Below are 12381 nucleotides of genomic sequence, written 5' to 3'. Positions count from 1 at the left end.
AGTACTTGCATGGAACCGGAGTCAGGCGTCAAAAGTGCTCGCTCCGGTCGACAAAGGAGAATCCATCACGATGAAGTCGGCGTTTTCATTTTTCCCAGCCTGGCCGCTCTCGCCCGATGCCATATTTTGGGCGGGGCTCGCATTGCTCACCGCCGGTTTATGCGGCGAGCTGTGCTATCGCGCATGGCGTCTGCCGCGCATTTCCGGTTACGCGGTGATCGGTCTGGTGGCCGGCGCGGCGGGTTTCGGCGTGATCGATTCGGTTTCGGCGAAAGCCGCAAGACCGCTGCTCGATGTCGCGCTCGGGCTGTTGCTGTTCGAACTCGGCAGCCGGCTCGACTTGCGCTGGATTCGCCGCAATCCCTGGCTGATTCTGTCGAGCGTCGCGGAATCGACGCTGACCTTTGTGCTGGTGTTGCCAGTGCTGTTGTTCCTGCACGTGCCGACTATCGTCGCACTGGTGCTTGCAGCCATCGCCATGGCGACTTCGCCCGCGATGGTGATCCAGCTGAAAACCGAATTGCGCGCGGAAGGACAGGTAACGCAGCGCCTCTTGACGCTTACCGCGCTCAACAGCATGTATGCCGTCGTCGTCGAAAAGCTCGTCTCGGGCTGGCTGCATCAGGAGGCTTACGGCAATGTGTTCGCCACCATTCTGCAGCCCCTTTATCTGCTCGTCGGCTCGCTCGTGCTGGCGTTTGCACTCGCGCGCACCTGCATCTTTTTTTATCGCCGCATGAACATGCAGGATGAGCATTCGTTCGTCGCGCTATTCGGCCTTGTATTGCTGGCGATCGCGATTGCGCATCTGTTCAAACTCTCAACAATTCTCAGTTTGCTTGCCGCCGGCATCATCGTGAAGAACATGGAGGCGCGCCCGCAACTCTGGCCGCAGCATTTCGGCACGGCCGGCTGGTTGCTCACGGTGATTCTGTTCGTGCTCACGCTGACGTCGTTCGAATGGAAGGACATCGGCATCGGCGGATTGGCGGCGCTTGGGTTGATCGTCGCGCGGCTGGTCGGCAAGCTCGTGGGTGTGCTCGCGTTCGCCAGGCCGAGCGGCCTGAACTGGAAGCAGGGGGTGGCGCTCGGCTTGTCGCTGTCACCGATGTCGGCGCTCGCCTATCTGCTCGTCGACGATACCTACAGCCTCTATCCGAATCTGGATCCGAGCCTGCGCGCGATCATGATGTGCTCCATCGTCGTGCTGCAGATCCTCGGGCCGTGGCTCGTGTATCGCTCGCTCGCGCTGGTGGGCGAACGTCGCGAATGACACGATTCGCGCGCTTCGCCTGGCTTCACGCGCTTGTCGCCAGCAGCACGCGTAACGTCAATAACTTGTACCAGGGGACGCTATGTCACTCGAACGCTTCATCGATTCGAAACCGTTTACCTTCGGTATCGAACTCGAGATGCAGATCGTCAACACTCATGACTATGATCTGACCAAGGCCGGCACCGATCTGCTGCGGCTCATCAAGGATGAAAAAATCCCCGGCAACATCACGCCGGAGATTACGGAAAGCATGATCGAACTGTCGACCGGCATCTGCACGTCACATGAGCAGGCGCTGGCCGATTTGCGCACGATTCGCGACACGCTGGTGTCCGCCGCGGATCACCTGAACGTGGGTTTGTGCGGCGGCGGCACGCATGCGTTTCAGCAATGGAGCGACCGGCAGATTGTCGATACGCCGCGCTTTCAGTACCTCTCGGAGCTGTACGGCTACCTCGCCAAACAGTTCACGGTGTTCGGCCAGCACGTGCATATCGGCTGTCCGGATGCCGACAGCGCGCTGTATCTGCTGCATTCCATGTCGCGCTTCATCCCGCACTTCATCGCCTTGTCGGCGTCGTCGCCGTTCGTGCAGGGAGTAGATACGGGCTTTCATTCGGCGCGTCTGAACTCGGTGTTTGCCTTTCCGCTCTCCGGCCGCGCGCCCTTCATGCTCACCTGGGACAGCTTCGAAGAGTACTTTTCGAAGATGGTTCACACGGGTGTCGTGAATAGCATGAAAGACTTCTACTGGGACATCCGGCCAAAGCCAGGCTTTGGGACCATCGAAGTGCGCGTGATGGATACGCCGCTGTCGGTGGACCGTGCCGCGGCGATTGCCTGCTACATCCAGACGCTGGCCCGTCATCTGTTGCTCGATAAGCCGCTCACGCCAAGGGAAGACGATTACCTCGTCTACACCTTTAACCGTTTCGAGGCCTGCCGCTTCGGACTGGAAGGCACCTGTATCGATCCGCAAAGCGGCGCACGCAAGACCATTTCGGAAGACATTCTCGAAACGCTCGAACGGATTGCGCCACATGCCGACGCGCTGGGTTCAGGCAAGGCGCTGGCAGAAGTGGCGTCGATCGCACGTGGTCAGGTGAACGATGCAACCTGGTTGCGGACCGTGTTCGAGCATGAAAAGTCGCTGCACGAAGCGGTGCGGCAGCAATGTCTGCAGTGGCGCGCGTGATGGATGCGAGGCCCGTGCCGGTTCCAGGGCACACGCCAAGCGGGAAAAAGAGGTGGGTTAAAGCGGCTGGATAGTGCAAGAAATAGAGTTTTGCGATTTTTTTTCGTTATCCTGATTCCAGATCGGCCTTCCTTAAAGGTTTCCAAAGTTTACGTATACAAACGTAGTAGTAGTTAACAAGCCTGGCCTTTGCCTGTGGACAACTGAATAATTCCTTGCAAAGTCAAAGCCATGCGTAAATGATAACCATGCTGTCCTGCGCGGCTTTGAGGACGGGAAGTGCGGATAACTTTGGTGGCGTCGGAGGGGGCGGAAGGCTTGTCAAGAATCGATGCACAAGCAGTCCCGGACGTTTTCCAGCGGTTATCCACAGGGCGCGGTGAATAAGTTAGCTGTACGATTCTCCGCTCTCGCATAGAATGTCGTTTTCGCAGCTTCGGCGACGTGGTACCGCTGGCAGGTTTGGTGACTGGCGGGGTAGCCGGAGAATGCAAAAAAGTGTTGTTGCAACAGGCGCCAGAAATGGCGTTGGAAGCAGTACATTTTCGAGATAGTTGATTCAGTCCGCCCGTGGTTCGGGTGAGGCTGCCCCCATACAGGCTGCCGGTGTGTTTGGCGCCCGACGGCCAGCTAAGCAGCGGCATGCTGTCAATAACCAACGAAAGATTATGAGCGAAGGCGTATACGGAGAGCAGGCAAACGGGCGAGTCACCCACAGCCTATTGCGACTGAGCACGGCCATGCGAAGCCAGGCATGGGAGTGGGCCGAAGGCGCAGGCCTGACACCCACGCAGGGTGAGATTCTGGTGTTGCTGATGCAACGCAAGAATCCGATGCGCCTGGGCGAAATCGCACGTGAGACGGCGTTGACCGCCGCCACCACGAGCGACGCGGTCAGCACCCTGGAAAGCAAAGGGCTGGTCGAAAAGCGCCGTGCACTCGATGACGGCCGTGCCCTCGCGGTGCGTCTCACCACCCGCGGCCGCACCTCGGCCAAGCGGGCCGCGCAATGGCCGGACTTCCTCTCCAAGGCAGTCGGGACGCTGCAGGGAGACGAACAGGCGGCGTTCTATCGCACGTTGCTGAAGACGGTTCGTCAGCTCGAAGTGCAGGACGATATTCCGCCGCACCGCATGTGCCTGACGTGCTCGCATTTCGAGCCGAGCAAGAACGCGAAGAAGACGCCGCACCACTGCGCGCTGCTCAAGCTGAACATGTCGGACACCGAAGTGCGTCTCGATTGTTCGGTGTACGAAGCCGCCGACGCCGCGACCCAGAAGAAGACCTGGAAGATCTACGCGCAGTAACGCGGGTCCGCCACACCGTGAAGCCGGTCGCCGGCAGCCGCCTCTGGCGGCCTGCCCGACCGGCCTTGCGTCGTCTGGCGGCCTCTCTTTTTGCTCACCTGACGATGGAATCTGCCGATGATTAGCGAAGTTCTGGCGATTCGCCATGTCCACTTCGAAGATCTGGGCAGTCTCGAACTGGTGCTGGGCGAGCGCGGCCGGCCGGTGCGCTACCTGGACGTCGGCCTCGCCCGCATCGAGGCGCCGGACCCGGTTGCTCCTTCGCTGATGGTGATTCTGGGCGGCCCGATCAGCGCTTACGACGACGCGCTTTATCCGTCGCTGGCGCCGCTTTTGTCGATGATCGAAAAGCGCATCGCGGCGGGTCTGCCGACGCTTGGCATCTGCCTCGGCGCGCAACTGATTGCGCGGGCGCTGGGCGCCCGGGTCTACCCGGCAGGCCACACCGAACTCGGCTGGACCCCGCTCACGCTAAGCGACGCCGGACGCGCGTCGCCGCTTCGTCATCTGGACGGAGCGCTCACTTCCATGCTGCATTGGCATGGCGACACCTTCGACTTGCCCGCCGGCGCGATCCGTCTGGCGTCCACGCCCGCTTGCGAGAACCAGGCGTTCGCCTGGGGCGAACACGTGCTCGCTCTGCAATGCCACCCGGAAATCCGCGCCGACCGTTTCGAGCCCTGGCTGATCGGCAATGCCGGGGAAATTGCCGCTGAAGGCCTCGATGTGCGCGATCTGCGGGCCGACACGGCGCGCCTGGGTCCCGGTCTCGAAGACGCGGCGCGCCGGATGTTCGGCGAGTGGCTCGACAAGGTCGAGCGGGGCGGCCGGCAACCGTAAGCACGGCCGCAAACGGTACGCACTGCCAGGCTCCGGTTGGCGGTGCGTCACGAAGGCTTGTCCTGCAGTAAATCGAAGCGGGTGCTATCCTCATTCGCTCCTCCGCTTCCCTTGGGCGTAATTCATGAGCGCGCTTTTTTCTCCGCTCACGCTGCGTAGCGTGACGCTTGCCAACCGCATCGTCGTCTCGCCGATGTGCCAATACTCTGCCGAACGCGGCGAAGCCTCCGCGTGGCACATGATCCACCTGGGCAGCCTCGCGCTGTCCGGCGCGGGTTTGCTGTGCATCGAAGCGACCGCGGTCGAGCCCGATGGCCGCATCACGCCGGGCGATCTGGGCCTGTGGGATGACGCCACCGAAGCCGCATTGGCGCCGGTGCTGGCGGCGATCCGCAAGCATGCGTCGATTCCGGTGGCCATGCAGCTTTCGCACGCGGGCCGCAAGGCGTCGAGTCATGTGCCGTGGGATGGCGGCCAACTGATTCCGGTCGCTGACGGCGGCTGGCTGCCGCATGCGCCGTCGGCGTTGCCGCACAAAGCCGGCGAAGAACCGCCGCTCGCACTCGACGCCGCCGGCCTCAACCGGATCCGCGAGGCGTTCGCGGCATCGGCACGGCGTGCCGCGCGGCTCGGTATCGACGCGCTCGAAGTCCACGCCGCGCACGGCTACCTGCTGCATCAATTCCTCTCGCCGATCGCCAATCAGCGCACCGACGAATACGGCGGCTCGCTCGAAAACCGCATGCGTTTTCCGCTGGAGATATTCGAGATCGTGCGCGCCGCGTTTCCGGCCGACAAGCCGGTCGGCGTGCGCGTCTCGGCGACCGACTGGGTCGAAGGCGGCTGGAGTCTCGAAGATACGATCGTGTTCGCCCAGGAGCTGAAGAAGCATGGCTGCGACTGGATCGACGTGTCGTCGGGCGGTGTGTCGCCGCTGCAGAAGATTCCGCTCGAACCCGGCTATCAGGTGCCGTTCGCACGCGCGGTGAAGCAGGCGACGGGTCTCACGACCATCGCGGTGGGCCTCATCACCGATCCGCTGCACGCGGAGCAACTGATCGAAGAGGGCGACGCCGATCTCATCGCGCTCGCCCGCGGTTTGCTCTACAACCCGCGCTGGCCGTGGCACGCTGCCGCACAACTCGGTGCGACAGTGGAAGCGCCGCCGCAATACTGGCGCTCGCAACCGCGCGATCAGAAGGCGCTATTCGGTGACATTTCATTCGGACAGCGTTAAGTCTGTAACGCGCCGAACACGCTATTACCGGTTTCACGGTTGAAGGAAGCCGTCTCAAGCGTGTACGATGCCGGATGTGACGCACGAGCGTTGCAAGTCGACGCGGCGCCCGCAAGGCGCCGCGTTTGCTATGCGAGTCAGAAATCCGGCGCTTACGTGGCTGGTGCTGACCACATCACTATGTTCACCCCCAGTTCTTCACAAGGATTCATTCAATGAGTTCACGCAGGATCGCCGTGCGCCGTTCGGGAGTGCATGGCAAAGGCGTGTTTGCCCTCGAACCGATTGCGGCCGGCGAGCGCCTGATCGAATACAAGGGCGAGCGAATCTCGTGGAAGGAAGCCTTGCGACGTCATCCGCACAATCCGGAAGAGCCGAATCACACCTTTTATTTCGCCCTGGATGGCGGCGGCGTGATCGACGGCAAGGTGGACGGCAATAGCGCGCGCTGGATCAATCATTCGTGCGCGCCGAACTGCGAAGCCGAGGAAATCGACGGGCACGTCTACGTCCACGCCCTGCGCGATATCGCGGCCGATGAAGAACTGTTCTACGACTACGGCCTTGTGATCGACGCGCGTCAGACAAAGAAGCTGCAAAAGGAATACGAGTGCCGCTGCGGCGCGCGCAAATGCCGCGGCACAATGCTGGCGCCGCCGGAAAAGTCCGAGAAGAAGGGCAAGAAGAAAAAGAAGTGATCAGGGCCTTGGGCGTGGGCTGCGTCGGCGCAGCCCGGCCCGGCGGTTAGCTAATCCTTGATCGCCCTGTCAGCGGAACAACGACTGACGACACAATGAAAGCTGCGCGAAGACTGCGAATTAACCACCGACCGGCGCCTTGTGCGCCGATTTTTTTGGCGCGCGCCGGCCCTCGGGCTCGCGTGCCGGTGCGGCGGACGTCAAGGGAATCCGCACGATAAAGCGCGCACCGCCGCCAGGCGCGTCTTCGTAATGCACGCTGCCGTGATGCAGCACCATGATGTCGTGGACGATCGCGAGGCCGAGGCCCGCGCCGCTATCCACGCCGCTTTCGCTCTGTCCGTCGCCGCGGAAAAAGCGCTTGAAGAGGTCGACCTGCTGGGCCAACGGGACACCCGGCCCGTTGTCCTCGACGATGATCTCCGCCATCGCCAGGTCTTCGATGTGGCTCTGGGACACGGTCACCGTGATGCGTCCCCCGTCGAAACGCGAAGGCGGCACGTACTTCAGCGCGTTATCGAGCAGGTTGGCGATCACCTCGTGCAGCAACACCGGGTTGCCACGCGCGATGAGCGGGCGATCGTTGGCGGGGTCGTCCAACCGCTGGAAGCCCAGGTCGACGTGCACAGCCAGCGCACGCGGCACCCATTCCGCGCCGGTTTCGAAAGCGAGCGCGGCCATATCGACGTTCACGAAACGCGCCGCCTGTTCGCCCGGCTCGGCACGCGCCAGCGAAAGCAACTGGTTGGACAAACGTACCGCGCGGTCGGCCGCGGCGCGCAGCTCACGCACCGCGGCAAGCGTATGCTGCGGGTCGCGCGCCACGGCGGCCTGTTCCGCGTGCAGCTTGACGGCGGTGAGCGGCGTGCGCAGTTGATGGGCCGCGTCCGCGATGAACTTGCGCTGGCCATCGAGCGCGGTTTTCAGGCGGCCGAGCAGGGCATTCAGCGCGCCCGTCAGCGGACGAATTTCGACCGGCACGTAGGTTTCATCCACCGGTTCGAGCGAGGTGTGGGTCTGCCGGTTTAGCGAGTCGGCCAGATCGGTCAACGGATTGAGCTGCTGATTGACCACGCGCCACACGATCACCCAACCGGCGAGCAGCAAGAGCAGCAACGGCATCATGATCGCAACGAGAAATTCGGCGGCGATCTGGATGCGGTGCTCGACCGGCTGCCCCACCTCCACGACGATCGGGTTGCCCGTGGGCTGGTCCACGCGCACTTGCGCGACGCGCATGGTGATGCCCGCGTGCTGCGTCTCGAACACATAGGCAAAGTGCATGATGCGCACGTTTTTGCCCTGCAGCGGCAGGGTCCGGTCGCCGGCGATTTCGGTTTCGCCGTCGCTGATGCGATAGACGAGATGTTCGATCGGGTCGGAGAACATCGCCTGAGCCAGCGGCTTGACGGTGATCGATGCGCCCGGACCGGCAATCTGGATCTGCCGGGAGATCGCGGTGGCGAGGTCGGCCAGCGACCGGTCGACCACGTGCTGCGTGTATTGCCACGCGAGCCAGTAGGCGATCAGGCCGCTCATCAACGCGAGCAGGGACAGAGGAGCGGCGAGGCGCCGCAGCAGCGTGCGGCGCAGGCTATTCGCGGCCGGGTGGGGCATGGTCGAACGCGATATGAAAGAGGCAGGGCGGCGACGTGGCCGCCGGAAGCCGCTGGGCAGCGCACGCGGCATTCATGCGATGAATGCGCCATGCCGGCCCAGCGCCGTCAGGTTATCGGGCCGTCAGCGCGGCCCGAACCTTCACGGCCATTATGCGGCCTGACGGATTTCCTGCAACAGATAGCCGAAGCCGCGCACCGTGACGATTTCCACGCGGCAGTTTTCGAGCTTTTTGCGCACGCGGTGCACGTAGACTTCGATGGCGGTGTCGCCGAGATCGCCGCCAAAGTGCGTCAGGTGATCCTGCAGTTGCGCCTTGCTGACGACACGGCCATGACGCAGCAGCAGCATTTCGAGCACGGCGAATTCGCGCGGCGACAGTTCGAGCGGTTTGTCGTCGTTGAAGATGCGGCGATCGACACCCGACAGGCGCACGCCGCCCAGCGAGACTTCCGGGCGCGGCATGTCGCCGTGCGGGCCGCTGCGGCGCATCACGGCGCGGATGCGTGCTTCGAGCTCGGCCGGTTCGAACGGCTTGAGCATGTAGTCGTCGGCGCCTGAATTCAGGCCCTGGACGCGGTCGTTCAGTTCGTCGCGCGCGGTCAGCACGATGACCGGCGTATGCCGGTTGCTCTGACGAAAACGCGAGAGCAGCGTCATGCCGTCGATACCGGGCAGCCCCAGATCGAGGATCACGAGTTCGTGGCGGTTTTGCGTGAGGGCCTGTTCGGCGAAAATGCCGTCGTGGACCATGTCGACTGTGAAGCCGGCTTGTTCGAGACTGCTTTGGATGCCGCGTGCGATGGGGCGGTCATCTTCGATCAGAAGGAGTCGCATGGATTTCGCTCAAGTACAATGGGTTTAGGCGTTCGGGCACGCGGTTCGCCGGGGCGCCTGCTGCACAGGATGCCGGGCGGCGTCGCCGTGCCTGCGCGGCCCTCGAGTCATCACGGGAATCATGTCCGATATAACGATCCACGAACTGGAAGCCGCGATCAACTTCTGGCGCGCCCGCTCACCTTCGAGCGGCGACGAACTCGTTCTGTGCAAGGAGGCAAGCGCGCTCTCCAAGCCGTATGCGCTGATGATTGTACAGCGTCAGACCGCGCTATCACCGGAAGGTTTGAGTGCGACTGCACGAGAAGCCTGGGATTCTTACGTTCGCCTTAAGAATGCCCTGTAGAAGTGAAGGTTTGCATGCGCGATTACCTGCAAAGCCCTTTCATTGCAGTGCCAAAGCGCTTTTCTGCAGGTGCTGATGTCTAGGCTTGCTGCGCGTTTTTTCCGGCCTGATCGATAAAACGGGCCAGCACGATATCGCGCTCGGTGAGGCCGTCCGCCTCGTGCGTCGAGAGCGTGATTTCCACCTTGTTGTACACATTGAACCACTCCGGGTGATGGTCCATTTCCTGGGCCTTGATCGCCACCCGCGTCATGAATCCGAACGCTTCGTTGAAATCGGCGAACTTGAAATGGCGCTGGATCGCGTCGCGTCCTACCACGGCAACCCAGCCTTGCAATGAGGCCAGTTGCGTCGCGCGCTCTTCGGAAGTCAGTTTGTGAATCATGAGAATGCCTCGCTGGTTTGACCGGACATGGGGCTATTTTTTCACGGATCGGCGCGCGTTGCTGCAGGATGCCGCGTGAGTCGCTGGGGGAGGTAAATTAAGCCTCCTATGCAATAATCGTGCGTCATGCCATGAATTGGCGCGGGGAATCATCATGCTGGAACTGGATCATTTTGATCTGGCGTTGCTGGAGGTGCTGCAGCGCTTCGGGCGCGCGACGCATCAGCAACTCGGCGAGCAGGTGCCGCTGTCGCCGTCGCAGATCGGCCGGCGATTGCAGCGGCTCGAACAGCTGGGCGTGGTGGACGGCTATCGGGTGGTGCTGCGTCCGGAGAAGCTCGGCCTCGGCGTGACCGCGTTCACGAGTCTCAAGCTCAAGCATCACGGCGACTCGATCATCGAACAGTTCCAGCAGCAGATCGACGTACTGCCCGAGGTGCTGGAGTGCCACGCCGTGGTGGGCGATGCGGATTATCTGCTGCGCATCGTGGCGCCCGATCTGAACGCGCTGTCGTCGTTCGTGATGAAGAAGTTGATGCGGGTGCCGGGCGTGGACAGCGTGCGCTCGAACATCGTGCTGACGACCTTCAAGCGCAATGGACCGCTACCGTTGGGGCACCTCGCACCGGGCTCCGCCGCGACCTGACGCGGCGCCTGCGAAGCGCGCCCGCGCGCGGTTATGCCGCCTGCCGCGGCTCGCTGTCCGGGCTCAGCAGATCCACATACGCCACAGCCACCAAATCCGTTTCCGGCACCCCTAGCTTGGCAAACATCTCGTGCGCTTCGGCGTGGCCGCCCTCTTCCTCGTCGTCCTGGGCGAGAAGCACTTCCAGTTCGACAAAGTCGCCTAGACCATCCACGCGGTCGAGGTGAATCCGCGTGCGCCCGATCGTATAGACATGACGCTCCTTGGTGACGATGCCGCGCGTGGTCAGCGCCGTGGCGAGCAGCGCGTGCATGGCCTCCGCATTGGTGACGGGGCTGCGCGTGTAGTACGACGCCTTCGGGCCGTCGCGATCGTCGCGTTGATAGAAGATCAGCTCGGCGGGCGTGCCGTCGTCGAACTGGCGCAGCTTGAGACGTCCGCGCGGCACGTCGTAGAAAAAGTCCTGCTGGCGAAAGATCAGCGGAGCCTCGGGTGAAAGTTCGGCGGCGCGTTCCTGCAGTTGCTCGAAGTGCTGTGCGCGGGCTTTGATTTCGATGTTGCGTGCCATGTCAGGCTCCTCAGGAGAGATGGATTGCCGGCGGCTTCAGAGGCATGAGACGGGGGCGAAGCGCGCCTGGAAGGACAAACTCGAAGCAAACTCAAACAAGGGCGGGCGCAAAGCAAACGCGCGAACCCCGAATCTAGCAAAAAGCGCGTGACGGCGCTGTTAAGGCGGCTACGAAAGCAATCACGACGGTTGGCCACCGACCGCGGCGCTGTCATGAGCGTGGCTCATATCGCCCATTGCTGCTCGATCAGCTTGAGCGCCGCGGCGATGACCGGGTCGTCCTGACGCGCGGCCAGCGTGACGAAGCTCAACTGCGTCGGCACGGTGACGCCTTCGACGATCGTGAGCGCGTGAGCATGCGCTTCGGCGAGGGCGATGGCGTCGCGCGCGAGGGTGAGACCGACGCCCGATTTGACGAGATCGAGCATGGACGGCTCCTGGTCGACTTCAGCCACCTTAACAGGCTTGACCCCGGCCCCGGCGAAACGTCGCGACAGCAACCGGTGATGCGCGGACGCGGGCGGCGTCCAGATCCACGGCAGGGCGGCGAGGGCGCGCCAGTCGCGCAGACCTTTGACGCGGTCTTTCCAGCCGGCGGGCGCCAGCACGCGGTACTGGAAATGTGTGAGCGTGAGGGCGTGGAAGGCGAGCCCGTCACGGGCGTCGTCGTCGGCAGGCTGGCCGATGTAATAGCCCACGTCGAGCTCGCCGGCGCGTATCTGTTCGAGCACCCAACCTGACATGCCGTGACGCAGAGCCGTTTCGATATGCGGCCAGGTCTCGACGAGCTGCTTCAGAAAGCCACCGAGGCGCAGAAATTCCGGATCGAGAATGGTACCGATTCTTAGCGTGCCGCGAACCTCGTGACGCAACGACGCGGCGGCGCGCTGAACGTCGTGGGCCGCGGTGAGGGCGCGCTCGGCATGAGGGAGAAGCGCCTGGCCGTCGCGAGTCAGGGACAGTCCATGCGAGGTGCGGGTGAAGAGCGTCAGGCCTAGCATTTCCTGCAGATGCTTGATCTGCAGGCTGACCGCGGGCTGGGTCAGGTGTAGCTGCACCGCAGCACGAGTCAGGTTGCCCTCGGTGGCTACGGTGACGAAGGCGCGCAGTAGGGTTAGGTCCATTTCTGTGATATTAGCGCGGCTTATGGGCGGGTTGAGGATATCTCATTGGATTTGGGGTTAGGTTGGGGGGTATGTTTTTGCCTGCGGCGCTTTGGTTGTTGGTTTGGTTTATGTTTTTTTGTTGGCCTTTCCTTGCTTTGTTAGTGGTCTATTAGCGATGCCCCTGTGCGGGGCGGCACCTACTTTCTTTGCCGCCGCAAAGAAAGCAACTGTATTGAAGGTCAAGTGTCAGGGGTTCATTCGATCATGATTTCGGCGGACTCCAGGGGGTGGCGTCACGCATCATGGCGTTGAGCCGGATGAGC

General features: G+C 62.5%; 13 protein-coding genes. 8 read left to right on the top strand and 5 right to left on the bottom strand.

Going from position 1 to position 12381, the window contains the following annotated elements:
• Positions 1 to 70: 70 nt before the first annotated feature.
• The 6 genes from FQ755_RS16810 to FQ755_RS16785 all read left to right on the top strand — a co-directional run bounded on the left by FQ755_RS16810 (position 71) and on the right by FQ755_RS16785 (position 6553).
• Positions 71 to 1273, top strand: coding sequence for a cation:proton antiporter (locus FQ755_RS16810; RefSeq protein ID WP_144155979.1), 1203 nt, complete (start codon positions 71 to 73; stop codon positions 1271 to 1273).
• 82 nt (positions 1274 to 1355) lie between these two features.
• A complete protein-coding gene (locus tag FQ755_RS16805; RefSeq protein WP_144155978.1) occupies positions 1356 to 2471 on the top strand; it encodes a YbdK family carboxylate-amine ligase in 1116 nt (371 codons plus the stop codon).
• 668 nt (positions 2472 to 3139) lie between these two features.
• On the top strand, positions 3140 to 3778 hold the full coding sequence (locus tag FQ755_RS16800; RefSeq protein WP_144155977.1) for a MarR family winged helix-turn-helix transcriptional regulator: 639 nt from the start codon (positions 3140 to 3142) through the stop codon (positions 3776 to 3778).
• Between the two features lie 117 nt (positions 3779 to 3895).
• Complete coding sequence (locus tag FQ755_RS16795; RefSeq protein WP_144155976.1) at positions 3896 to 4618, top strand: glutamine amidotransferase; 723 nt, start codon at positions 3896 to 3898, stop codon at positions 4616 to 4618.
• A gap of 124 nt (positions 4619 to 4742) precedes the next feature.
• Complete coding sequence (locus FQ755_RS16790; protein WP_144155975.1) at positions 4743 to 5855, top strand: NADH:flavin oxidoreductase/NADH oxidase; 1113 nt, start codon at positions 4743 to 4745, stop codon at positions 5853 to 5855.
• A gap of 215 nt (positions 5856 to 6070) precedes the next feature.
• A complete protein-coding gene (locus FQ755_RS16785) occupies positions 6071 to 6553 on the top strand; it encodes an SET domain-containing protein (protein WP_144155974.1) in 483 nt (160 codons plus the stop codon).
• 120 nt (positions 6554 to 6673) lie between these two features.
• On the opposite strand, the gene FQ755_RS16780 is transcribed toward FQ755_RS16785, so the two are convergent.
• Entirely contained in the window at positions 6674 to 8170 is a 1497-nt protein-coding gene (locus FQ755_RS16780) for a sensor histidine kinase (RefSeq protein WP_144155973.1), read from the bottom strand.
• Between the two features lie 150 nt (positions 8171 to 8320).
• Positions 8321 to 9007 carry a response regulator transcription factor gene (locus FQ755_RS16775; protein ID WP_074262960.1) on the bottom strand — a complete coding sequence of 229 codons (687 nt, stop codon included), beginning with the start codon at positions 9005 to 9007 and terminating at the stop codon, positions 8321 to 8323.
• Positions 9008 to 9128: 121 nt separating this feature from the next.
• Between FQ755_RS16775 and FQ755_RS16770 the strand changes: the two genes are divergently transcribed.
• Positions 9129 to 9353, top strand: coding sequence for a DUF3717 domain-containing protein (locus tag FQ755_RS16770; RefSeq protein WP_144155972.1), 225 nt, complete (start codon positions 9129 to 9131; stop codon positions 9351 to 9353).
• Positions 9354 to 9432: 79 nt separating this feature from the next.
• Here the strand turns inward: FQ755_RS16770 and FQ755_RS16765 are convergent, their stop codons facing one another.
• Entirely contained in the window at positions 9433 to 9744 is a 312-nt protein-coding gene (locus FQ755_RS16765) for a 4a-hydroxytetrahydrobiopterin dehydratase (protein WP_260858650.1), read from the bottom strand.
• 148 nt (positions 9745 to 9892) lie between these two features.
• Here FQ755_RS16765 and FQ755_RS16760 point away from each other — a divergent pair, with 148 nt between their 5' ends.
• A complete protein-coding gene (locus tag FQ755_RS16760; RefSeq protein ID WP_144155970.1) occupies positions 9893 to 10384 on the top strand; it encodes an Lrp/AsnC family transcriptional regulator in 492 nt (163 codons plus the stop codon).
• 31 nt (positions 10385 to 10415) lie between these two features.
• Here the strand turns inward: FQ755_RS16760 and FQ755_RS16755 are convergent, their stop codons facing one another.
• Together FQ755_RS16755 and FQ755_RS16750 are read right to left on the bottom strand one after the other, a co-directional pair.
• Entirely contained in the window at positions 10416 to 10952 is a 537-nt protein-coding gene (locus FQ755_RS16755) for a class IV adenylate cyclase (RefSeq protein ID WP_144155969.1), read from the bottom strand.
• 224 nt (positions 10953 to 11176) lie between these two features.
• Entirely contained in the window at positions 11177 to 12076 is a 900-nt protein-coding gene (locus tag FQ755_RS16750; RefSeq protein ID WP_144155968.1) for a LysR family transcriptional regulator, read from the bottom strand.
• Positions 12077 to 12381: the final 305 nt, after the last annotated feature.

Source organism: Paraburkholderia sp. BCC1885, from assembly GCF_900996235.1.
Classification (GTDB): Bacteria; Pseudomonadota; Gammaproteobacteria; order Burkholderiales; family Burkholderiaceae; genus Paraburkholderia.
This window is presented reverse-complemented; position numbering and strand designations above follow the sequence as displayed.

Excerpts from the sequence above, each read along its gene's own strand:
- FQ755_RS16810 (WP_144155979.1), top strand. The coding sequence starts at position 71 with ATGAAGTCGGCGTTTTCATTTTTCCCAGCCTGGCCGCTCTCGCCCGAT.
- FQ755_RS16805 (WP_144155978.1), top strand. The coding sequence starts at position 1,356 with ATGTCACTCGAACGCTTCATCGATTCGAAACCGTTTACCTTCGGTATC.
- FQ755_RS16800 (WP_144155977.1), top strand. The coding sequence starts at position 3,140 with ATGAGCGAAGGCGTATACGGAGAGCAGGCAAACGGGCGAGTCACCCAC.
- FQ755_RS16795 (WP_144155976.1), top strand. The coding sequence starts at position 3,896 with ATGATTAGCGAAGTTCTGGCGATTCGCCATGTCCACTTCGAAGATCTG.
- FQ755_RS16790 (WP_144155975.1), top strand. The coding sequence starts at position 4,743 with ATGAGCGCGCTTTTTTCTCCGCTCACGCTGCGTAGCGTGACGCTTGCC.
- FQ755_RS16785 (WP_144155974.1), top strand. The coding sequence starts at position 6,071 with ATGAGTTCACGCAGGATCGCCGTGCGCCGTTCGGGAGTGCATGGCAAA.
- FQ755_RS16780 (WP_144155973.1), bottom strand. The coding sequence starts at position 8,170 with ATGCCCCACCCGGCCGCGAATAGCCTGCGCCGCACGCTGCTGCGGCGC.
- FQ755_RS16775 (WP_074262960.1), bottom strand. The coding sequence starts at position 9,007 with ATGCGACTCCTTCTGATCGAAGATGACCGCCCCATCGCACGCGGCATC.
- FQ755_RS16770 (WP_144155972.1), top strand. The coding sequence starts at position 9,129 with ATGTCCGATATAACGATCCACGAACTGGAAGCCGCGATCAACTTCTGG.
- FQ755_RS16760 (WP_144155970.1), top strand. The coding sequence starts at position 9,893 with ATGCTGGAACTGGATCATTTTGATCTGGCGTTGCTGGAGGTGCTGCAG.
- FQ755_RS16755 (WP_144155969.1), bottom strand. The coding sequence starts at position 10,952 with ATGGCACGCAACATCGAAATCAAAGCCCGCGCACAGCACTTCGAGCAA.
- FQ755_RS16750 (WP_144155968.1), bottom strand. The coding sequence starts at position 12,076 with ATGGACCTAACCCTACTGCGCGCCTTCGTCACCGTAGCCACCGAGGGC.